The organism is Streptomyces sp. NPDC025793 (assembly GCF_055558375.1).
Map to the genome: position 1 here is coordinate 324477 of NZ_JBVHMR010000002.1, position 19983 is coordinate 344459.

Consider the following 19983-nt stretch of genomic DNA (forward strand, 5'->3'; position numbering starts at 1 on the left):
GGTTCGTGACGACGATGACGGAAGCGTCCGTACGCGAGTTCAAGATGCCGGACGTCGGCGAGGGACTCACCGAGGCCGAGATCCTCAAGTGGTACGTCCAGCCGGGCGACACGGTCACCGACGGCCAGGTGGTGTGCGAGGTCGAGACCGCCAAGGCGGCCGTCGAACTGCCCATCCCCTACGACGGCGTGGTCCGCGAACTGCACTTCCCCGAGGGCACCACGGTCGACGTGGGCACGACCATCATCGCGGTGGACGTGGCGGGCGGCGCGCCGGCCCCGGCGCCGGCGGAGCCCGTGGCGCAGGCCGAAGCCCCGGCCGAGGAGGCGAAGCCGGAGGGCCGCCAGCCGGTCCTGGTCGGCTACGGCGTGGCGACGTCCTCCACCAAGCGCCGCCCCCGCAAGGGCTCCGAGGTCACGGTCCCGGCACCGGCCCAGGCGATCCAGGCGGAGCTGAACGGCCACGCCGCCCCGGCCGTGGACAGGCCCCGCCCACTGGCCAAGCCGCCGGTGCGCAAGCTGGCCAAGGACCTCGGCGTCGACCTGGACACGGTCACCCCGTCCGGCCCCGACGGCGTCATCACGCGCGAGGACGTCCACGCGGCGGCCGCGCCCGCGACGGCCGCACCGGTGACCGCCACCCCCACTGCCCCCGCCGCCCCCGTGACGCCGGCGCCGGCTCCCGTGGCGTCGTACGACACCGCGCGCGAGACCCGCATCCCCGTCAAGGGCGTCCGCAAGGCGACGGCCACGGCGATGGTCGGCTCGGCGTTCACGGCACCGCACGTCACGGAGTTCGTGACGGTGGACGTGACGCGCACGATGAAGCTGGTCGAGGAGCTGAAGCAGGACCGCGAGTTCCAGGGCCTGCGGGTCAACCCCCTGCTGCTGATCGCCAAGGCCCTGCTGGTCGCGGTCAAGCGCAACCCGGACATCAACGCCTCCTGGGACGAGGCCGCCCAGGAGATCGTGCAGAAGCACTACGTCAACCTGGGCATCGCCGCGGCGACCCCGCGCGGCCTGATCGTGCCGAACATCAAGGACGCGCACGACAGGACGCTCCCGCAGCTGGCCGGGGCCCTCGGCGAGCTGGTGGCGACGGCCCGCGAGGGCAGGACGTCCCCGGCGGCGATGCAGGGCGGCACGATCACCATCACCAACGTCGGCGTCTTCGGCGTCGACACCGGCACACCGATCCTCAACCCCGGTGAGTCGGCGATCCTCGCGATCGGCGCGATCAAGCTCCAGCCGTGGGTCCACAAGGGCAAGGTCAAGCCCCGCCAGGTCACCACACTGGCCCTGAGCTTCGACCACCGCCTGGTCGACGGCGAACTGGGCTCCAAGTTCCTCGCGGACGTGGCCGCGATCCTGGAACAGCCGAAGAGGCTGATCAGCTGGGCGTGACGCCGCTGAGTGGTTAACCTTCGGAGTCGAGGGAGGACGGCCGCAACATCGACTTGCGGCCGCCTTCCCCGCTGTCAGGAGCTCACCGGTTCAGCACGTACACCGGCGCCCCGTCCGCGGCCCCGCCGCGAGAGCGGATGCAGGCGTGCCGCCGCAGCAGCCGTAGGCACTCATTGACACGCCGCACCGAGAGCCCCGTCCGGGCGGCAATGGATTCGAGGGGCTCGCGCAGTTCGCCCTTGTCCACGAGAACGGGGGCGATGACGACGGCCACGGCCCACACGTCCTCCGTCACGGACAGCCGCTGCCGCCAGTCCGCCAGGACGGACTCCGTCGTGGGCAGAGCCGTGGAGGCGTCCGCCGGCGGGACGGGACGGCCGAGGGCCAGGACGTCGAGCCGGTCGGCGATGCGCTGCATCGCCGTCGCCATGGCCTCCTGAGCGGCGAGGGCGGCCTGCTGCGTGGCGAGCGTGGCCTGTTGCGTGGCGAGCAACTCCCGCTGCACGACCACTGATTCGCGCTGTGCGATCGCAAGCTCCTCGTCCACCTGAAGGTTGTGCGCCTCCAGCCGGACGATGGCCTCCGCCACCTGCTCCGGCATGGCGTAGGCGATGGGAGCACCGGGTTCGGCGGGCTGCACCTCGGCCTCCTCCAAGGTGTAGGACCCCTCCCGCTGAAGGGTCTCGATGACCTCGGCGACCCACTGCTTGAAGGGAGCGCAGGCGGCTTTCGTGCAGGCCTGGACGAGGAGGATGAGACCCTGCAGAGAGATGATGTTCAGGTCTCGTCGCCACTCCCTGCCTGCGGGAATGCTGAGACCGTAAGCTCCAGTTACGGTCTCAAGCATCTCTCGATGCGTCTCCGGAACATGGTCGGAGAGTGCCTGCCGCGAGTTGCTGTGCCCGAGCTCCTTGCACACATCCACCGCCGGAAACCAGTGACTCCCGTCCGGCATGGTCAGCCGCCTGACGCGGGCACCCGTCGCCGCGTACACGAAGTCGCTGACGTCGATCGCCTCATGCCGGCGGGACGAGTCGGGCTGCTTGCTGGGTTCGATCATGTGAACCACCTCCGCCGGGGAACGTAGAGCGGAGCAAATCGAATATGCCAACTGCAAGCGTGAAGTTCACGATTGAGGGTGAAGCTCGACCGAAACGGCAGACGGCGCAGCGGAGTTCAGTCCTCGCCGACCTGGATCAGCACGACGAACCGGTGGCCGTCGGTGCCGGTGACGAGGCCGTCGAAGTCGCAGGCGGAGATGCAGGTGTAGGCGCCTTGTGTCTCCGAGTCGTAGTTGGACCACCAGTGGGCGTCGGGCCCGAGGAGCTCCACCACACGGCGGACGACGGCGTCCGCTTCGGCGCGTTCCATGAATGTGGCACTCGGCCACACCAGGCACTCGGAGGCGTACCGGCCCACGAGTACCGCAGCCCGGTCCGCGGTGGAGGTTTCCAGTGCCGCCTCGACCTGCTGAGCGGATGACAAGCCCTCCGAGCCGGTGGCGTACCGCTCCCAGTCCCTCCACAACCGCCGCAGAACGACGTGGACTTCGGCGGCGACGGCGGCCCGGATGCCATGGATGCCTCCGGTCGTCGACGGGAGCTGCCCTGAGCGCACGTCCACACGTCCGTCGTGGGCCAGTCGCTTCATCAGCGCCGACAACTCGTGCCGCTCGTGGGGCACTTCACTCCTCCGAGACGGGCGGGCCGTAGTCGGCACGCGGTGTGGCAAGCCGGTCGGCGACCAGCGCCAGCCAGCCGCTCGGCGAGTGCGGCGCGGGTGCGTCGACTTCGCCCACTGGGCGGATTCGCGGTCGGGGTAGGTGGCACTGCGGGTACGCACAGGGCTGGGCTCCGTCAGATCAGTAGGTGTTGAACCGCCGGAAGACGCCGACTTCCGTTGACGAAACGACAATGAGCCCGAGATCCGACATGGAGTCGGTGATTCCGAAGCCACCGGTGACGGAATGGAAGAAGTCCGTATTCCGATCACCGAGCGCGTTTCCGGCCGTTGTATGGAAAGTGCAGCCGGGTGAATATCCGCAAGGAGCTTTGAGCGTGCCGCACTTCGAGTTCGTCAAGTCCAGCCATGGCAGCGGCAACGGCGAGTGCGTCGAAGTCGCCCGCAACCTCCCCCACACCATCGCTGTCCGGGACTCCAAGACCCCCGCCGGAGCGATCGTCACCGTCGGCCCTCGTGCCCGGAGGGCGTTCGCCGCTCACCTCGCTCGGAGCGGGCGACCCCAACTGCCGTAGATTTGCTGCATGGTTACGGCGCGGAAGATCACCGCTCGACACGCGATGCCCAAAGCAGAGGCCGGGGTGGCGCGGTCGTCCGTCCTGATGGCCGGCGGCACCGTGGTCTCCCGGGCGACCGGGCTGATCCGGCAGGTGCTGCAGGGCGCCGCTCTCGGCACCGGGCTGCTCGCCACCACGTACAACACGGCCAACACCGTGCCCACCAGCCTCTACACCCTGCTGATCGGCGGCGCGCTCAACGCCGTGCTGGTGCCGCAGCTGGTGCGGGCGCGGGCGACGCACGCCGACGGCGGGCGGGCGTACGAGCAGCGGCTGGTGACCCTGGTCGTCAGCGTGCTGGCCGTCGGGACCGTGCTCGCGGTGTGGGCGGCGCCGGAGATCGTGAGCCTGTACCTGCGGGACACGCCCAAGGAGCACGCGGCGTTCCGGCTCACCGTCGTCTTCGCGCGCTTCCTGCTGCCGCAGATCTTCTTCTACGGCCTCTTCGCCATCTACGGCCAGGTCCTGAACGCCCGCGAGAAGTTCGGCGCGATGATGTGGACGCCCGTCCTCAACAACGTCGTGCTCGTGACGATGTTCGGCATCTACCTCGGGATGATGACCGTCCCCCGCACCGTCGCCGACGTCACCGACGCGCAGGTGCGCTGGCTCGGAGTCGGTACGACCCTCGGGATCGCCGTACAGGCCCTCGCGCTCGTCCCCTTCGCCCGCGCCGCCGGTTTCCGCTTCCGGCCCCGGTTCGACTGGCGGGGCGCGGGGCTCGGTTCGGGGGTCCACGCGGCCAAGTGGACGCTGCTGTTCGTGCTGACCAACCTGGTGGGGCTCACCGTCGTCACCAACTACGCCAACGCCGCCGACACGCGGCTGCCGGACGCGGGCGTCGGCTACACCGCGTACAGCTACGCGCAGACCATCTGGATGCTGCCCCAGTCCATCGTCACCGTCTCGCTCGTCACCGCCCTGCTGCCGCGGATGAGCAGGGCGGCGGCCGAGGGGCGGATCGCCGATCTGCGCGCCGATCTGTCCCGGGCGCTGCGGGTCAGCGGCGTGGTGATCGTGCCGGCCGCCTTCCTGTTCACCGCGCTCGGCCCGGACATCGCCGCTCTCCTGTTCGCGCACGGTGCCGCCGACGCCGCCTCGGCCCGGCCGCTCGGCCATATGCTCCAGGCCTTCGGGCTCGGGCTGGTCCCGTTCTCCGCGCAGTACCTGCTGCTGCGCGGCTTCTACGCCTTCGAGGACACGCGTACGCCGTTCTTCATGGCCGTGTGGACCCAGGTGGTGAACATCGGGCTCGCCACCGCCTGCCATCTGCTGCTGTCCGCGCGGTGGGCGGTCACCGGCATGGCCGGCGCCTACGCCGTCTCCTACCTCGTCGGCCTCGTCCTCACCGCCCGCCTGCTGGCCCGCCGCACCGGCGGCCGTCTCGACGACGGCACCCTGCGCGGCACGTACACCAAGCTGCTGTGCGCCGGTGCCGGGGGCGCGGCGGCGGGCTGGGCGGCGGCGCGGGGCTGCGCCGGCGTGCTCGGGGACGGCACGGCGGGGGCGGCCCTGACGACCGTGGCGGGCACGCTCGCCCTCGCGCTCGTCTTCCTTCTGCTCGCGCGGCTGCTGAGGGTCGGCGAACTGCGGCGCCTGCCGGGACTCCGCTGACCTCGGACCCTCCAACGGGCTGTCCCAGCAGGTGCTTTGTGCGGATCCCCGACGTTGCCTCAGGGTGTGTTCAGGATGTTGCCTCAGGGGCTCCTCAGGGTGGAGTGGGGGGTGTCACGGATGGTGGCGGAGCGGCCGCCGGCGGGACGCTGGTGCCATGAAGAAATCGACTGCCGCCCGCTCCGGTTCCTCTCCCCCTTCTCCCTCTTCTCCCTCTTCTCCCTCTTCTCCTTCCTCTTCCGTCCGCCGTGTCGCCGCCGTCGCGGGCGCCGCCGTCCTCGCCGGTACGGCGGCGGTGTGCGCGCCGGCTGCCGCGTACGCCGCGCCCCGCGCCGCTCCCCCGTCCGCGTCCACGACCGACTTCAGCGACTGCCCACCCCTTCCCGACGGCGTCGACCCGGCCCGCTGGAGATGCGAAGTGCACACCGCGGCACCGCGGTTGACGATGGGAAAGGTCACGGTGACGTTCGCCCCCATCACCTTGACGCACGCAGAGGGACCGATGCCGGACGGTGCCGACGGACAGGTGTGGGGCGCGATGCACAGCACGCCGACCGCCGTACCGGGCGGACTGACCGGCACCCCCGCGGGCGATCGCGCGGCGGCCCAGGGACTGGCTATACAGGCGGAGTACGGCGGCCGGTTCGACGCCTACACCGGCCAGTTCAGCCTCCGCTTCCGGCTCCTGGGCCCGCTGCTGCCGCACGGGTGCGCCGTCGGGGCGAGCGCACCCGTCGACTTCCAGCTGAAGCGGTCCGGCCCTTCCACGTGGATCTCCCAGGACCCGCCCGTGATCGCCTTCTCGGCGTACGACGACACGTTCACCGCCCCGGCCGCCGAGGACTGCGGCCCGCTCACCGGCCCCCTCAACCACCGGCTCGGCCTGCCGGCGACCACGGGAAACCTGATGACCTACGACGCCGTGTACACCTTCAAGACCTACGACCAACTCGCGGTGAAGGAGGGCCGACGTCTGCGCTGAGACCGCTTCATCCGAGGCCGGCTCGGTCCTGTCGGCGCAGGGCGTTCAGCAGGGCCGCGCCGCGCTCGGCGTCGTCCACGCTGACCGCGAAGTCGCTACGGCGGCCCCGGGGGCGTACGACCAGACAGTCGCCGGAGCGGAGCATGACCGTCGTGCCGTGGCCGCTGAGGCGGTAGCCCCAGCCGCCGACCTCGGACGGGCGGCGCTGCTCGGCGCGGGCGGACTCGATGGCGGCGGGGGACCAGTGGCGGGAGGGCCAGCCGAGGGGGCCGAACGCCACCTCCAGACCCGCTTCCGACACCTTCGCGCGGACCGAGGAGAACACGCCGCCGGCCAGGGCGATGACACCGCATACCGCGAACACGGGCCACAGGGCGTCAGGGCTCGCCAGGCCGACGCCGAGGGCCACCAGCGTGCCGGCGGCGACCAGGCACGTGGCGGCGGACAGCAACTGGAGCCAGGGGTTGGCCGCGCGGGAGAACCACGCCAGCCGCTCGCCCTCGGGCAGGTCCAGCTCGGGCGGTGCGACGGCGGGCGTGGCGGAGGCGACGTGGACGGCGATCCGCCAGGCGACGGCCAGGGCGGCCCCCGTCAGGGCCAGGATCAGCACGATGGCCCAGACCGGCTGGCGGGCCTCGTGCCAGTCCGTGTGGTCGAGGTTGGCCCGGACGACGGACGCCTGCGCGCCGACGAGGACGGTACCCGTGGGGGCCAGGACGAGCCCCCGCCAGGGGCGGGCGCCCGCCCGCGCACGGCGTCGGCTCACGGACACCGCGAGGGCGATCAGCAGCCAGATCCCGGCCGGGAACACGGCGGCGGCCCACAGCGGCATCGACCCGTCGGGGGTGTCGCCGCCGCTCCAGTGGGTGGCCAGGCGGCCGGGAAGCCGGCCGTGGGCGGCCCAGGGCAGGCCCGCGAGCAGTGCGGCGACGGCCGCGACGCACGCCGCGGTGCCCCAGCGTGGGGCGTGCCCACTGCGCCCACCGCTGTCCGCGGCCGCACCGCTGCCGTTCTTCATGTCGTCCCCGTCCGTCATGAGATCCCCCGGATCATGTCGATGAGGTCGGTGCGGCTGTAGCCGAGCCGGGAGGCTTCGGCGACCAGTTCCCGCACCCTGAGCTGCAGTCCGGACCGCCGGGCGGCCCCCTCGGCCACGGTGATCCCGCGGCCCCGGCGGAACTCCAGCAGGCCCTCGTCCCGCAGTTCGCGCAGGCCACGCAGGACGGTGTTGACGTTGATGTCCAGGGCCTCGGAGAGATCGCGGGCGGAGGGCAGCCGGTCGCCGGCGCGGCACTCGCCCTCGGCGACGGCCCGCCGGATCGCCGCCGCGACCTGCTCGTGCAGGGGGCGGGTGTCGGTCTTGTCCAGACGCAGCAGCATGGTGCCAATGACGCTAGCACCATTCACTTCATTTCATCTCACCGGGCATCGTCCAGGTGGTGTCCGTGTCCGTGTCCGTGTCCGTGTCCGTACCCGCGTCCGTGTCCGTCCCCGTCTCCGTGCTCCGGCCCGTGCCCGGGAACGGCAACGGGCCCGCCGCTGGTCGCGACGGGCCCGTGGATGTCTGTCCGACCAGGCGTCAGCCGAGCTTGGTGAAACCGTAGGAGAGGAGCTTCTTGGCGTCCGACTCGCGCTGCGCGATGGAAGAGGAGGCGAGGACGGTGCCGATGACCGTCCTGCCGTTCCGGGTCGCGGCGAAGACCAGGCAGTACTTGGCCTCCGGGCCGGAGCCGGTCTTCACGCCGATGGTGCCGCTGTAGCTGGAGAGCAGCGTGTTGGTGTTGGTCCACGTCTGCATCGTGCGGGTGCTGCCGGTCTTGGTGATCGTCTTCGCGGTGTACGCCGTCGTCTTGACGATCGCCCGGAAGGTGGCGTTCTTCATCGCGCTGCTGGCGATCTTCGTCAGGTCGCGCGGCGTCGAGAAGTTGTTGCCGTTGCCGATGCCGTCGAACGAGTCGAAGCTCGTGTTCTTCAGCCCCAGGCTCTTGGCGGCGCTGTTCATCTTGCCGATGAAGTTCTTCACGCGCGCGTCGCGCGTGGTGCCGGAGCCGTAGGTGTCGGCGAGCGCGTAGGCGGCGTCGCAGCCGGACGGCAGCATCAGGCCGTACAGCAGCTGGCGGACGGTGACCTTGTCGCCGACGATCAGGTGGGCCTGGGAGGCGTTGTTCTTGACGACGTAGTCGCTGTACGCCTTCTGGATCGTCACCTTCTTGTCGAGGTTGAGGTTCGACTGGGCGAGCACGACCTTGGCGGTCATGATCTTGGTGGTGGACCCGGTGGACCGCTTGGTGTCCGCGGCCTTGGTGTAGAGCGACGCGCCGTTCGCGTTGTTCATCACGTAGCCGCCGGCGGCCACGATCGAGGGCGCCGTGACGGCCTGCGCGGGCACCGCGGTGAGGGCACCGGTCGCGAGCAGCGCGCCGGAGGTGACGGCGACGGCGGCGCCTCTGCGGATACGGGTCCTGCGGGTGCCGTGAATGCCGGTAATCAAAGTGGAGTACCCCGATTGTCTTGAATGCCCCTGAAGCGCGGCCGAGTTGAGGTGGCAAGAGTAGAGGGCCGCACCCATGTGACACGTAAGTAGCACACAAGGTTGTGCGGTTGCTGCCCGGGGATCTCGGTCTCGTCCGGATCGTGGACGCCGGCGCCGCATGCGTACGTGTTGTATCTATCCTGTGGGCATGAAAACGGCCGTCCAGCAGCCAGCGCCCCCGATCAAGCAGCCACCCGCCGCCGACCGCGTCTACACCCACGTCAAACAAGGTGTCCTCGACCGTCGTTACGAGGGCGGGACCCTGCTCACCGAGGGCGAGCTGGCCGAAGCCGTCGGGGTTTCGCGCACCCCGGTGCGCGAGGCGCTGCTGCGACTGGAGGTCGAGGGCCTGATCCGGCTCTACCCGAAGAAGGGCGCGCTCGTGCTGCCCGTCTCCGCGCAGGAGATCGCCGATGTCGTGGAGACCCGGCAGCTGGTCGAGGAGCACGCCGCGCGCAAGGCCGTACCCGCGCCGCCCGCGCTGCTGGAGCGGCTCGCCGCGCTGCTGGAGCAGCAGAAGGCGCAGGCCGCCGCCGGTGATCTGGCCGGCGCGGCGGTGACCGACCGCACCTTCCACGCCGAGATCGTGCGCAGCGGCGGCAACGAGATCCTCTCCCGGCTCTACGACCAACTGCGCGACCGACAGCTGCGGATGGGTGTCGCCGTCATGCACTCGCACCCGGACCGGATCGCCAAGACCCTGGCCGAGCACGAGGAGATCCTGGAAGCGCTGCGTGCCGGGGACGCGCAGGCGGCCGTCGGGATCGTGCACCGGCACGTGTCCTGGTTCGAGCACCTCGCGCGGGGTGAGGTGCGATGAGCGCCACGACGGGCAAGGCCACCCTCCCGGGTGACCCGCCGGGCGGCCGGCGCGCCGTCGCCGTATGGTCCATAGGCGTCGCCGTCTACTTCGTCGCCGTCATCTTCCGTACGTCACTGGGTGTCGCGGGTCTGGACGCCGCCGACCGGTTCCACGTCAACGCCTCCGCGCTGTCCACGTTCTCCATACTTCAGCTGCTGGTCTACGCCGGCATGCAGATACCCGTCGGCCTGCTGGTCGACCGGCTCGGCACGAAGAAGGTGCTGAGCATCGGCGCGGTGCTGTTCACGGCCGGGCAGCTCGGCTTCGCCTTCTCGCCGTCGTACGGCACCGCGCTCGCCTCCCGTGCCCTGCTGGGCTGCGGCGACGCGATGACCTTCATCAGCGTGCTGCGCCTCGGCACCCGGTGGTTCCCCGCCCGGCGCGGTCCGCTGATCGCGCAGCTCGCGGGGCTCGTCGGCATGGCGGGCAACCTGGTCTCCACCCTGGTCCTCGCCCGCCTGCTGCACAGCATCGGCTGGACCCCGGCGTTCGCGGGCAGCGCGCTCGCCGGTGCCGTGGTGCTGGCACTGACGCTGCTGTTCCTGAAGGACCACCCCGAGGGGTACGAGCCGGAGCCGTCCCCGCACCGGGGCGCGGCCTATGTGCGGCGGCAGATCCTGGCCTCCTGGCGGGAGCCGGGGACGCGGCTGGGGCTGTGGGTGCACTTCACCACCCAGTTCCCGGCGATGGTGTTCCTGCTGCTGTGGGGCCTGCCGTTCCTGGTCGAGGCGCAGGGGCTGAGCCGGGCCACGGCCGGCGGGCTGCTGACGCTGGTCGTGCTGTCCAACATGGTGATCGGGCTCGTCTACGGCCAGATCGTCGCGCGGCACCACGCGGCGCGGCTGCCGCTGGCGCTCGGGACGGTGGGGGCCACGGCGCTGATGTGGGCGGCGACGATCGTCTACCCGGGGGAGCGCGCGCCGATGTGGCTGCTGGTGGTGCTGTGTTCGGTGCTCGGGGCGTGCGGGCCGGCGTCGATGCTCGGTTTCGACTTCGCGCGGCCGGCCAATCCGCCCGAGCGGCAGGGGACGGCGTCCGGGATCACCAACATGGGCGGGTTCATCGCCTCGATGACGACGCTGCTCGCGATCGGGGTGCTGCTGGACGCCACCGGTGACGACTACGACGTCGCGTTCTCGGCGGTGTTCGTGCTGCAGGCGCTGGGCGTCAGCCAGATCCTGCGGCTCCGGGGGCGGGCGGCCCGGCGTGAGCGCGAGCGGCTCGTCGCCAGCCGGGTGGAGACGGTCCACGTGCCCGCGGTGTAGCCCCCCACCCGCTGTGACAACCTGCCGTGGCGCTCACCGTCGGCGGCCGCCCGCCACGACATCGGCTACGGCGTCACCGTGAAGTTGCGCAGGATCGCCGCCGTCAGGTCCGGGTCGCCCTCGGTCTTCACCCGGTCCGTCACCGCCTCCGGGGTGACGCGGCCGCAGGCCAGGCGGACGTAGGTCTCCCAGTCGAGGGTGAGCGTGGCGGCGGGGCCGAGGGCCGGGGCCGTCTCCAGGGTGCCCCGGCCCTGGATGTCGACGCGGATCGTGCGCAGGAACTCCACCGGGCCGTGCACGTCGAAGACGATCGCCGAGCTGCGCGGCGCGTTCGCGCCCTTGGCGACGACCTTGGGGAGCGCCTCCAGAAGGACGTCGCGAACCACGTGCGCACCCGGCGAGTCGAGGTTGCCGGGCAGGCCGAGGGCCGTGCGCAGGTCCTGCTCGTGCACCCACACGTCGAACGCCCGGGTGCGGTAGGCGTGTTCCAGGGTGACGTCCTTGCCGAGCGGGCCGCGCACCGTGGTGCCGGGGTCGCGGGACTCGTTGCGGTGCTGACGGCTGCGCCGGATGATCGTGTACTCCAGCTCGGCCGTCATCTCCGGCGCCGTGTGATGGCGGCGGCTGTCGACCTGCATCTCCATGTAGCGCTGGTGCTCGGTCCTGACGTGGAAGAGGTCGCTCGGCAGGGAGTGGATGGGGCGCGGGTCGCCGAGCATCTCGCAGTCCAGGCCGATGACGTGCGACACGACGTCGCGGACCGACCAGCCGGGGCAGGGGGTCCGCCGGTTCCACTCGCTCTCGACGAGCGGCTGCAGCATCCCGGATATCGCTTCGACGGAGTGTGTCCAGGCGTCGGCGTAGGGCTGGAGGGTGGGATGCAGACTCACGGAACGGGACCCCTCGGCGGTCGGTACACGGGCAGGTTGTGGCGGCGTTGCCAGCGGGCGGCGGCGGCACGGCGGTGGGTGTCTGGATCTCCCCCGATTCTCGGCTGCGCTCGAATCGGGGGGACCCCCAAGTTACGCTGCAATCAGTCACCCCGGCAGTGCTTTCGTGTGACGATCGTAGGCCTGTGTGGACGTCTCGAATGCCAGGACGGTGGTAGTGTGCGCGCCTCGCTGATCCAGATCGCCGTGAACGAGGACGAATCGGTCGACTCCCGGCGGCAGCGGGTGGCCGGGCTGGTCCGGGAACAGGCCGGTGCCGATCTCGTGGTCCTCCCCGAGCTGTGGACCACCGGCGCCTTCGCCTACGAGGAGTTCGGCCGCGAGGCCGAGCCGCTCGAAGGGCCGACGTACGAAGCGATGGCCAAGGCCGCGAGCGACGCGGGCGTGTGGCTGCACGCCGGGTCGATCCCGGAGCGCTCCGCATCCGGCAGCGGCTCCGCCGCGGGCGACGGGGCGCTCTACAACACCTCTCTCGTCTTCTCCCCCTCCGGTGAACTGGCCGCCGCCTACCGCAAGATCCACCGCTTCGGCTTCGACAAGGGCGAGGCCGTGCTGATGGGCGCGGGGCAGGAGCTGGTGACGGTCCGGCTGCCCGGGACCACGCTGGGCGTGGCCACCTGCTACGACCTCCGTTTCCCCGAACTCTTCCGCGGGCTGGTCGACGCCGGCGCCGAGATCCTCGTCCTCCCGGCGGGGTGGCCCGAGCGGCGGCGCGCGCACTGGACGCTGCTGGCTCAGGCGCGTGCGGTGGAGAACCAGGCGTTCGTGCTCGCCTGTGGAACGGCCGGGACGCACGCCGGGGTTCCCCAGGCCGGTCACTCGATCGTGGTGGATCCGTGGGGCGAGGTGCTCGCCGAGGCGGGCCCGGGCGAGGAGGTCCTCACGGTCGACCTCGACCCGGCGAAGGTGGCCGCCACCCGCGAGCAGTTCCCCGCCCTGAAGGACCGGGTCCTCGGCCTGCGCCCGCCGCACGACACCCCCTAGTCCTCCTCGCGCTCCTTCTCCGCGAGGTGGATCACGCACACCGCCACGGCGATCAGCAGGGCCGGGTCCGCGTCCTCGCGGACGACGTCGACGCCGTAGGTCTCCCGCAGGTGCAGCCGGCGGCGGGAGATCACCGCGAGGAGTTCGCCGTCGTACTCGACCGCGAACTCGCGGTCCAGGATCTTCCCGCTGACGTCCAGCTCGCTGCCGTCGGCCAGGGCGACCCGGTAGTGGTTGCGCAGCAGGGACAGGCGTTTGCGGCGGATCCTGGCCAGGCCCTCGCCGTCCCGCTCGATCACCATCGTGTCGCGCAGCGCGAACATCTTCTGGTGGATGTCGATCAGGACGCGTCCGTGGGCGTCCTTCAGCTCGAAGGTGTCCCGCAGCCGCATCGCCTTGCCGTCGACGAGGAACATCTTCCGGCCGTGTTCGTCCTCGATCCAATAGTCTTCACCGATGCCGAGGAGCCGGTCGCGTACGAGGAATCTCATGCGGGTACCGTTCCCCGCCGTTCCTTGATCATCACCGGACCGCCGGCCCGAAGCGCCTGCGGTACGCCGATGGGCTGAGCCCCGTCTCCCGGCGCAGCCGGGCCCGCAGATTCGCCGCCGTACCGAGGCCGCTGCGGGCCGCGACGGCGTCCAGGCGCTCCTCGCCCCGCTCTATCAGCCGGCAGGCCAGGGCTACGCGCTCGCCGGTGAGCCAGGCCAGCGGGGTCGTGCCGAGTTGCGCGCGGAAGCGGCGGTGCAGCGTGGCGGGGCTGACGGCCGCGCGGGCGGCGAGCTCCGCCACGGACAGCGGCTCCGCCAGCCGTTCCTGCGCCCAGGCCAGCAGCGGGCCGAGCGACTCGTCGGGCACGTCGGGCACCGGGCGCTCCACGAACTGCCGCTGGCCGCCGTCCCGGTGGGCGGCGAAGACGAGGCGCCGGGAGACGGCGTTCGCGAGTTCGGCGCCGTGGTCGCGGCGCCAGACGTGCAGCCCGAGGTCGAGCGCGGCCGCGCTGCCGGCGGCCGTGAGCAGGTCGCCCTCGTCCACGAACAGCACGCCCGGCTCCAGCAGCACCCCGGGATGCAGCTCCCGGAACTTGTCCGCCCACATCCAGTGCGTGGTGGCGCGCCGGCCGTCGAGCAGTCCCGCCTCGGCGAGGGCGAAGCTGCCGGTGCAGAAGCTGATGATCCGTGCTCCACGCGCGTGCGTGCGGCGGATGGCGTCGAGGACGTCGGCGCCGCGCGGTACGACGTTGTCGGGGCGGCCCGGTACGACGAGGGTGTCGGCCTCGTCCACCGCCTCCAGGCCGGACACGCCGGTCAGGGTGAAGAAGCCGTGGTTCATCCGGGCCGCGGAGCCGGGCGTGCACAGCGTCACCTCGTACAGCGGCCCCGGGAAGCCCAGTTCGGGCCGCGGCAGGCCGAACAGCTCGGTGGCGACGCCGACCTCGAAGGGGTTGGTGCCCTCGTCGACGATCACGACGACCCGGTGTTGAGAGGATCTTTGCGGCATATGCGATTCCTAGCACTCGTGCGAGCAGCCCGGCCACCCGCACGATGACCGCATGGAACCCATCGAACCCATCGAGCCCATCTCGCTGGACAAGGCCTTCGCCTCCTTCGACGCGTGCTGGAGCCCCCGTATCGTCGCCGCCGTCAACGACTACGACGTCCGTATCGCCAAGTTCGAGGGCGAGCACGTCTGGCACGTGCACGAGGACACCGACGAGTTCTTCCTGGTCCTCGACGGGGAGGTGCACCTGGGGCTGCGCGAACCGGCCGGCGAGCGCACGGTCGTCCTGACCAGGGGGTCGGTGTTCACCGTCCCGCGCGGCACCTTTCACAAGCCGTCCGCGCCCCGGCGCGCCGAGGTCCTCCTCTTCGAGCCCACCGGCACCCTCTCGGTCGGCGACCGGCACGAGGAGGTGCCGGACCACGTGGACGCGACCACGGGCCACGCCCTGTCCTGACCCGGTGCCGGAGCCGGGTGGCACTCCTGGATCCATGACAGGCCGGGGGCGCCGCGGTGGCGCCCCCCGAGTCGCCGGCTAGCCCTCCAGGAACGCCGTCAGCGCGTTCGCCAGGAGGAACGGGTCGTCGGCGCCGCAGAGTTCGCGGGCGCTGTGCATCGACAGGATCGCCGCGCCGATGTCGACCGTGCGGATGCCGTGGCGGGCCGCGGTGATCGGGCCGATCGTGGTGCCGCAGGGCATGGAGTTGTTGGAGACGAAGGTCTGGAAGGGGACGTTCGCCTTCTCGCAGGCCGCGGCGAAGACCGCCCGGCCCGAACCGTCCGTGGCGTAGCGGTTGTTGACGTTGACCTTGAGGATGGGGCCGCCGTTGACCCGGGGGTGGTGGGTGGGGTCGTGGCGCTCGGCGTAGTTGGGGTGGACGGCGTGGCCCGTGTCGGAGGACAGGCAGACGGTGCCGGCGAAGGCGCGGGCGCGGTCCTCGTAGGAGCCGCCGCGGGCGAACACCGAGCGTTCCAGGACCGAGCCGAGCAGCGGGCCGTCCGCGCCGGTGTCCGACTGGGAGCCGTTCTCCTCGTGGTCGAAGGCGGCGAGGACCGGGATGCGGGTGAGGGCGGCGCCGGAGGTCGCGGCCGAGGCGAGGGCGGCGGTGGCCGCGTGCACCGACAGCAGGTTGTCCATGCGCGGGCCGGCGAGCAGTTCCCGGTCGCGGCCGAGATAGGCCGGCGCCTCCACCGGGTGCACCATCAGGTCCCAGCCGGCCACCGAGCCGGCCGCGAGCCCGGCCTCCTGCTCCAGGAAGGCGATGAGGTCGCCCTCGCGCACGTCGTTGCCGAGGCCCCACACCGGCTGGAGGTGGCGCTGCTTGTCGAGCTTGAGGCCCTCCGTGGACACCGAGCGGTCCAGGTGGATCGCCAGCTGGGGGACGCGCAGCAGCGGACGGTCCACGTTCACCAGGACCGAGGAGCCGTCGCGCAGGGTCAGCCGGCCGGCCAGGCCCAGGTCGCGGTCCAGCCAGGAGTTCATCAGCGGGCCGCCGTAGATCTCGACGGCGACCTGGCGCCAGCCGTGCGCACCGCTGTCCGGCTGCGGCTTGACGCGCAGGTTCGGGGAGTCGGTGTGCGCGCCGACGATGTGGAACGGGGTGTGCGGCTCGGCGCCCTCGGGGACGTACCACGCGACGATCGCGCCGCCGCGCAGCACGTACCTGCCGCCGCTCCCCGCGGCGGAGGCCGCCGATGTCCGCGCGTCCCAGGCGTCCGTCTCCGAGACCTGGCGGAAGCCGGCCTTCTCCAGCCGCGCCGCGGTGGTCGCCACCGCGTGGTACGGCGACGGTCCGGCCGCCAGGAAGGACATCAGGTCGTCGGTGTGGCCGCGGTCGAAGCGGGCAGCGGGTGCGCTCATGGGTTCACCTTAACGACGGGCGCGGGCCCGCTCCCCCGGAAGGGAAGCGGGCCCGCGCGACGGACCTACGGGATCAGAACGCGGCCTCGTCCAGCTCCATCAGGTCCAGCTCGACGCCCGCGGCGACCTTGCGGGCGAGGGTGACGCCGGGCAGGACGTTCGCGGCGAAGAACTTCGCCGCGGCGATCTTGCCGGTGTAGAAGGCCTGGTCCTTCGCCGAGGCGGTGGCCAGCTTCTCGGCGGCGATGGCGGCGCCCTTGAGGAGCAGGTAGCCGATGACGACGTCGCCGGAGGCCAGCAGCAGGCGGGTGGTGTTCAGGCCCACCTTGTAGATGTTCTTGGTGTCCTGCTCGGTGGCCGCGAGGTCGGTCAGCATCAGGCCGACGATGGCCTCCAGCTCGACGGCCGCCTTGGCCAGGTGCTCACGGGCGCCGGACAGCTCCTCGCCGCCGGTGCCGAGCGCCAGGAACTTCTTGATGTCCTCGGCGAGGGCGTTCAGCGCGGCGCCCTGGTTGCGGACGATCTTCCGGAAGAAGAAGTCCTGGCCCTGGATCGCCGTGGTGCCCTCGTAGAGGGTGTCGATCTTGGAGTCCCGGATGTACTGCTCGATCGGGTACTCCTGGAGGAAGCCGGAGCCGCCGAAGGTCTGGAGCGACTGGGCGAGCTGCTCGTAGGCCTTCTCGGAGCCGTAGCCCTTGACGATCGGCAGGAGCAGGTCGTTCAGCGCGTGCTCGGCGGCGGCGTCCTCGCCGTTCGCCTCCTTGACCTGGATCGCGTCCTGGACGGAGGCGGTGTACAGCACGAGGGCGCGCATGCCCTCGGCGTACGCCTTCTGCGTCATCAGCGAGCGGCGCACGTCGGGGTGGTGGGTGATGGTGACCTTGGGCGCGGCCTTGTCCATGAACTGCGCGAGGTCCGGACCCTGGACGCGCTCCTTGGCGTACTCCAGCGCGTTCAGGTAGCCGGTGGAGAGCGTGGAGATCGCCTTCGTGCCGACCATCATGCGGGCGAACTCGATGATGCGGAACATCTGGCGGATGCCCTCGTGCTTGTCACCGATGAGCCAGCCCTTGGCGGGGTGCCGGTCACCGAAGGTCATCTCGCAGGTGTTGGAGGCCTTCAGGCCCATCTTGTGCTCGACGTTGGTGGCGTAGACGCCGTTGCGCTCGCCCAGCTCGCCGGTCTCGAAGTCGAATTCGTACTTCGGCACGAGGAAGAGGGACAGGCCCTTGGTGCCGGGGCCGGCGCCCTCGGGGCGGGCGAGGACGTAGTGGAGGATGTTCTCCGACATGTCGTGCTCACCGGAGGTGATGAAGCGCTTCACGCCCTCGATGTGCCAGGAGCCGTCCTCCTGCTGGACGGCCTTGGTGCGGCCGGCGCCCACGTCGGAGCCCGCGTCGGGCTCGGTGAGCACCATCGTGGAGCCCCACTGCTTCTCCACGGCGATCTTGGCGATGTGCTTCTGGACCTCGTTGCCCTCCTCGAAGAGGATGCCGGCGAACGCCGGGCCCGAGGAGTACATCCACACGGCCGGGTTGGCGCCCAGGATCAGCTCGGCGTAGGCCCAGATCAGGGAGCGCGGCGAGGTGGTGCCGCCGATCTCCTCGGGCAGGCCGAGACGCCAGTACTCGGAGTCCATGAAGGCCTGGTAGCTCTTCTTGAAGGACGCGGGGACCGGCGCGGTGTTGGTCTCCGGGTCGAAGACCGGCGGGTTGCGGTCGGCGTCGGCGAAGGACTCGGCCAGCTCGTTCTCGGAGAGGCGGGTCAGCTCCTCCAGGACGCTCTTGGCGGTCTCGACGTCCATCTCCTCGAACGGGCCGGTGCCGTACACCTTGTCGCGCCCCAGTACTTCGAAGAGGTTGAACTCGATGTCGCGGAGATTCGACTTGTAGTGCCCCATGGCGACGGCTCCGTAGAGGGATCGGCGAGGCACTGACTCCTCGCAACCTAATTCACGTACCAACAAGTAGCTACGATGATGCTACCCGTCGGTAATAAGACGCAACCCCTATCGGCCCGAGTGTGAGAAGGGTCTACTCCGCGAGGGTTCTGCCGCTCAGCCCCTGCGCCGCCCCGGGCCTCGGTACGCTTGCGCCCATGTACGGATACGGCCAGCCCATGGACGGTGGTGCTGCTCAGCAGCAGTACGGCTCGGCGCAGCAGCAGATGCAGGGCGGAGTCGGCGGGTACGGCCAGCAGCCGCCGCTCTACCCGGAGCCGTCCCCGCCCTCCCTCGCGGACGCGGTGCGCGCCTTCACCACCGGGCAGATGGCCGCCGAGGACTTCCAGCAGATCTTCGCCACGTCGAAGGTGTACTGCCCGCGCGGTGACACCCCCGGCTTCCTCGCCCTGCACAACACCCAGCAGCCGGTGATCCCGATGTTCACCTCGCTAAAGGAGCTGCGCCGGTACGCGGGCAAGGAGTCCAAGTACTTCGTGATCACCGGCGCCGAGGTGATCGACCTGCTGCCGACCGGCTACGGCTTCGTCCTGGACATGGAGGGCGAGCACCGGATGGTGTTCGACGCGAAGGCCGTCGAGCAGATGGTGGACTTCGCGATGCGCCGGATGTACGGCGGCTGAGCCGCGCGCCGTCTCGACCGAGAGAGCCCGGAGGGAATGCCCTCCGGGCTCTTCGCGTTAGGGGTGGCAGAAAGTTCAACGCTCAACTAAAGTGGGCGCACAAGGAGGTACCGACCATGCCTGCAGTGACCGTCGAGAACCCGTTGACGCTGCCCCGCGTGACCGCACCCGCCGACGCCGTCGCGCGTCCGGTGCTGGCTGTCAGCACCGCTCCGAGCGGTTTCGAGGGCGAGGGTTTCCCCGTCCGCCGGGCGTTCGCGGGGATCAACTACCGCCACCTCGACCCGTTCATCATGATGGACCAGATGGGCGAGGTGGAGTACGCGCCGGGCGAGCCCAAGGGCACCCCCTGGCATCCGCACCGCGGCTTCGAGACCGTCACCTACATCATCGACGGCACTTTCGACCACCAGGACAGCCACGGCGGTGGCGGCACCATCACCAACGGTGACACCCAGTGGATGACCGCCGGTTCGGGCCTGCTGCACATCGAGGCCCCGCCGGAGTCCCTCGTGGTGTCCGGCGGCCTCTTCCACGGCCTCCAGCTGTGGGTGAACCTGCCCGCCAAGGACAAGATGATGGCGCCGAGGTACCAGGACATCCGCGGCGGCCAGGTCCAGCTGCTCACCTCCCCCGACGGCGGCGCGCTGCTCCGCGTCATCGCGGGCGAGCTGGACGGCCACCAGGGCCCCGGGATCACGCACACGCCGATCACGATGATCCACGCGACGCTGGCGCCGGGTGCGGAGATCACCCTGCCGTGGCGCGAGGACTTCAACGGCCTGGCGTACGTCCTGGCGGGGCGCGGTGCGGTCGGTGCCGAGCGGCGTCCGGTCCACCTGGGCCAGACCGCGGTGTTCGGCGCCGGGTCCTCGCTGACCGTCCGCGCGGACGAGAAGCAGGACAGCCACACCCCGGACCTGGAGATCGTCCTCCTCGGCGGACAGCCGATCCGTGAGCCCATGGCGCACTACGGCCCGTTCGTCATGAACACCCGCGAGGAGCTCCAGCAGGCCTTCGAGGACTTCCAGAAGGGCCGGCTGGGGACGATCCCGGCGGTGCACGGCATGACCGGCGAGGGCCCGCAGGGCTGACTCGGTTGGTTCAAGGAAACAGGGCACACGTCCGGCGGTCATGATCCGCTGGACG

The 19983-nt window shown here is 70.9% G+C and carries 20 protein-coding genes; 10 read left to right on the forward strand and 10 right to left on the reverse strand.

Going from position 1 to position 19983, the window contains the following annotated elements; genetic code table 11:
• Positions 1-5 precede the first annotated feature (5 nt).
• Positions 6-1403, forward strand: a complete 1398-nt coding sequence (locus tag ACZ4MF_RS05305) for a dihydrolipoamide acetyltransferase family protein (protein ID WP_467489963.1) — start codon at positions 6-8, stop codon at positions 1401-1403.
• A gap of 82 nt (positions 1404-1485) precedes the next feature.
• Here ACZ4MF_RS05305 and ACZ4MF_RS05310 read toward each other — a convergent pair whose 3' ends face one another.
• Both ACZ4MF_RS05310 and ACZ4MF_RS05315 read right to left on the reverse strand, forming a co-directional pair.
• Positions 1486-2463 carry a BRO-N domain-containing protein gene (locus tag ACZ4MF_RS05310; protein ID WP_467489965.1) on the reverse strand — a complete coding sequence of 326 codons (978 nt, stop codon included), beginning with the start codon at positions 2461-2463 and terminating at the stop codon, positions 1486-1488.
• Between the two features lie 116 nt (positions 2464-2579).
• On the reverse strand, positions 2580-3086 hold the full coding sequence (locus ACZ4MF_RS05315; RefSeq protein ID WP_467489967.1) for a hypothetical protein: 507 nt from the start codon (positions 3084-3086) through the stop codon (positions 2580-2582).
• 374 nt (positions 3087-3460) lie between these two features.
• Between ACZ4MF_RS05315 and ACZ4MF_RS05320 the strand changes: the two genes are divergently transcribed.
• The 3 genes from ACZ4MF_RS05320 (at position 3461) to ACZ4MF_RS05330 (ending at position 6296) form a co-directional block, all read left to right on the forward strand.
• Entirely contained in the window at positions 3461-3658 is a 198-nt protein-coding gene (locus ACZ4MF_RS05320; protein WP_467489969.1) for a DUF397 domain-containing protein, read from the forward strand.
• Between the two features lie 87 nt (positions 3659-3745).
• A complete protein-coding gene (gene murJ / locus ACZ4MF_RS05325; RefSeq protein ID WP_467490655.1) occupies positions 3746-5314 on the forward strand; it encodes a murein biosynthesis integral membrane protein MurJ in 1569 nt (522 codons plus the stop codon).
• A gap of 157 nt (positions 5315-5471) precedes the next feature.
• The gene (locus ACZ4MF_RS05330) at positions 5472-6296 is read left to right on the forward strand and encodes a hypothetical protein (RefSeq protein WP_467489971.1); all 825 of its coding nucleotides are present in this window, start codon (positions 5472-5474) and stop codon (positions 6294-6296) included.
• A 7-nt stretch (positions 6297-6303) separates the two neighbouring features.
• Here ACZ4MF_RS05330 and ACZ4MF_RS05335 read toward each other — a convergent pair whose 3' ends face one another.
• The 3 genes from ACZ4MF_RS05335 to ACZ4MF_RS05345 all read right to left on the reverse strand — a co-directional run bounded on the left by ACZ4MF_RS05335 (position 6304) and on the right by ACZ4MF_RS05345 (position 8787).
• Complete coding sequence (locus ACZ4MF_RS05335) at positions 6304-7332, reverse strand: DUF1648 domain-containing protein (protein ID WP_467489973.1); 1029 nt, start codon at positions 7330-7332, stop codon at positions 6304-6306.
• Positions 7329-7676 (reverse strand): GntR family transcriptional regulator, encoded by a 348-nt coding sequence (locus ACZ4MF_RS05340; protein WP_467489975.1) that lies wholly within the window; start codon positions 7674-7676, stop codon positions 7329-7331. Before ACZ4MF_RS05340 ends, ACZ4MF_RS05335 begins: the two co-directional genes overlap by 4 nt.
• A gap of 199 nt (positions 7677-7875) precedes the next feature.
• Positions 7876-8787: a D-alanyl-D-alanine carboxypeptidase family protein gene (locus ACZ4MF_RS05345; protein ID WP_467489977.1), complete on the reverse strand. Its 912-nt coding sequence runs from the start codon at positions 8785-8787 to the stop codon at positions 7876-7878.
• A gap of 190 nt (positions 8788-8977) precedes the next feature.
• Between ACZ4MF_RS05345 and ACZ4MF_RS05350 the strand changes: the two genes are divergently transcribed.
• Positions 8978-9649 (forward strand): GntR family transcriptional regulator, encoded by a 672-nt coding sequence (locus ACZ4MF_RS05350; RefSeq protein WP_467489979.1) that lies wholly within the window; start codon positions 8978-8980, stop codon positions 9647-9649.
• On the forward strand, positions 9646-10956 hold the full coding sequence (locus tag ACZ4MF_RS05355) for an MFS transporter (protein WP_467489981.1): 1311 nt from the start codon (positions 9646-9648) through the stop codon (positions 10954-10956). Before ACZ4MF_RS05350 ends, ACZ4MF_RS05355 begins: the two co-directional genes overlap by 4 nt.
• Before the next feature lie 65 nt (positions 10957-11021).
• Here ACZ4MF_RS05355 and ACZ4MF_RS05360 read toward each other — a convergent pair whose 3' ends face one another.
• Positions 11022-11846, reverse strand: a complete 825-nt coding sequence (locus tag ACZ4MF_RS05360; protein ID WP_467489983.1) for a maleylpyruvate isomerase family mycothiol-dependent enzyme — start codon at positions 11844-11846, stop codon at positions 11022-11024.
• A gap of 219 nt (positions 11847-12065) precedes the next feature.
• On the opposite strand from ACZ4MF_RS05360, the gene ACZ4MF_RS05365 reads away from it, so the two are divergent.
• Positions 12066-12890 carry a carbon-nitrogen family hydrolase gene (locus ACZ4MF_RS05365; RefSeq protein WP_467489985.1) on the forward strand — a complete coding sequence of 275 codons (825 nt, stop codon included), beginning with the start codon at positions 12066-12068 and terminating at the stop codon, positions 12888-12890.
• Here ACZ4MF_RS05365 and ACZ4MF_RS05370 read toward each other — a convergent pair.
• Together ACZ4MF_RS05370 and ACZ4MF_RS05375 are read right to left on the reverse strand one after the other, a co-directional pair.
• Positions 12887-13381 carry an LURP-one-related/scramblase family protein gene (locus tag ACZ4MF_RS05370; protein WP_467489987.1) on the reverse strand — a complete coding sequence of 165 codons (495 nt, stop codon included), beginning with the start codon at positions 13379-13381 and terminating at the stop codon, positions 12887-12889. The genes ACZ4MF_RS05365 and ACZ4MF_RS05370 overlap by 4 nt on opposite strands.
• Before the next feature lie 31 nt (positions 13382-13412).
• Entirely contained in the window at positions 13413-14390 is a 978-nt protein-coding gene (locus ACZ4MF_RS05375; protein WP_467489989.1) for a helix-turn-helix domain-containing protein, read from the reverse strand.
• A 52-nt stretch (positions 14391-14442) separates the two neighbouring features.
• On the opposite strand from ACZ4MF_RS05375, the gene ACZ4MF_RS05380 reads away from it, so the two are divergent.
• Positions 14443-14847, forward strand: a complete 405-nt coding sequence (locus ACZ4MF_RS05380) for a cupin domain-containing protein (protein WP_467489991.1) — start codon at positions 14443-14445, stop codon at positions 14845-14847.
• A gap of 78 nt (positions 14848-14925) precedes the next feature.
• Here the strand turns inward: ACZ4MF_RS05380 and ACZ4MF_RS05385 are convergent, their stop codons facing one another.
• Positions 14926-16251, reverse strand: a complete 1326-nt coding sequence (locus tag ACZ4MF_RS05385; protein ID WP_467489993.1) for a M18 family aminopeptidase — start codon at positions 16249-16251, stop codon at positions 14926-14928.
• 73 nt (positions 16252-16324) lie between these two features.
• Positions 16325-18151 carry an acyl-CoA dehydrogenase gene (locus ACZ4MF_RS05390; protein WP_467490657.1) on the reverse strand — a complete coding sequence of 609 codons (1827 nt, stop codon included), beginning with the start codon at positions 18149-18151 and terminating at the stop codon, positions 16325-16327.
• Positions 18152-18348: 197 nt separating this feature from the next.
• Here ACZ4MF_RS05390 and ACZ4MF_RS05395 point away from each other — a divergent pair, with 197 nt between their 5' ends.
• Positions 18349-18834 carry an SseB family protein gene (locus ACZ4MF_RS05395; protein ID WP_071378143.1) on the forward strand — a complete coding sequence of 162 codons (486 nt, stop codon included), beginning with the start codon at positions 18349-18351 and terminating at the stop codon, positions 18832-18834.
• A 116-nt stretch (positions 18835-18950) separates the two neighbouring features.
• The gene (locus ACZ4MF_RS05400) at positions 18951-19928 is read left to right on the forward strand and encodes a pirin family protein (protein ID WP_467489995.1); all 978 of its coding nucleotides are present in this window, start codon (positions 18951-18953) and stop codon (positions 19926-19928) included.
• Positions 19929-19983: the final 55 nt, after the last annotated feature.

Bases quoted from the DNA above. Each gene is read 5' to 3' on its own strand.
- ACZ4MF_RS05310 (WP_467489965.1), bottom strand. From the start codon at position 2,463: ATGATCGAACCCAGCAAGCAGCCCGACTCGTCCCGCCGGCATGAGGCG.
- murJ (WP_467490655.1), top strand. From the start codon at position 3,746: ATGGCCGGCGGCACCGTGGTCTCCCGGGCGACCGGGCTGATCCGGCAG.
- ACZ4MF_RS05330 (WP_467489971.1), top strand. From the start codon at position 5,472: ATGAAGAAATCGACTGCCGCCCGCTCCGGTTCCTCTCCCCCTTCTCCC.
- ACZ4MF_RS05335 (WP_467489973.1), bottom strand. From the start codon at position 7,332: ATGACGGACGGGGACGACATGAAGAACGGCAGCGGTGCGGCCGCGGAC.
- ACZ4MF_RS05340 (WP_467489975.1), bottom strand. From the start codon at position 7,676: ATGCTGCTGCGTCTGGACAAGACCGACACCCGCCCCCTGCACGAGCAG.
- ACZ4MF_RS05350 (WP_467489979.1), top strand. From the start codon at position 8,978: ATGAAAACGGCCGTCCAGCAGCCAGCGCCCCCGATCAAGCAGCCACCC.
- ACZ4MF_RS05355 (WP_467489981.1), top strand. From the start codon at position 9,646: ATGAGCGCCACGACGGGCAAGGCCACCCTCCCGGGTGACCCGCCGGGC.
- ACZ4MF_RS05370 (WP_467489987.1), bottom strand. From the start codon at position 13,381: ATGAGATTCCTCGTACGCGACCGGCTCCTCGGCATCGGTGAAGACTAT.
- ACZ4MF_RS05375 (WP_467489989.1), bottom strand. From the start codon at position 14,390: ATGCCGCAAAGATCCTCTCAACACCGGGTCGTCGTGATCGTCGACGAG.
- ACZ4MF_RS05380 (WP_467489991.1), top strand. From the start codon at position 14,443: ATGGAACCCATCGAACCCATCGAGCCCATCTCGCTGGACAAGGCCTTC.
- ACZ4MF_RS05385 (WP_467489993.1), bottom strand. From the start codon at position 16,251: ATGAGCGCACCCGCTGCCCGCTTCGACCGCGGCCACACCGACGACCTG.
- ACZ4MF_RS05390 (WP_467490657.1), bottom strand. From the start codon at position 18,151: ATGGGGCACTACAAGTCGAATCTCCGCGACATCGAGTTCAACCTCTTC.
- ACZ4MF_RS05395 (WP_071378143.1), top strand. From the start codon at position 18,349: ATGTACGGATACGGCCAGCCCATGGACGGTGGTGCTGCTCAGCAGCAG.
- ACZ4MF_RS05400 (WP_467489995.1), top strand. From the start codon at position 18,951: ATGCCTGCAGTGACCGTCGAGAACCCGTTGACGCTGCCCCGCGTGACC.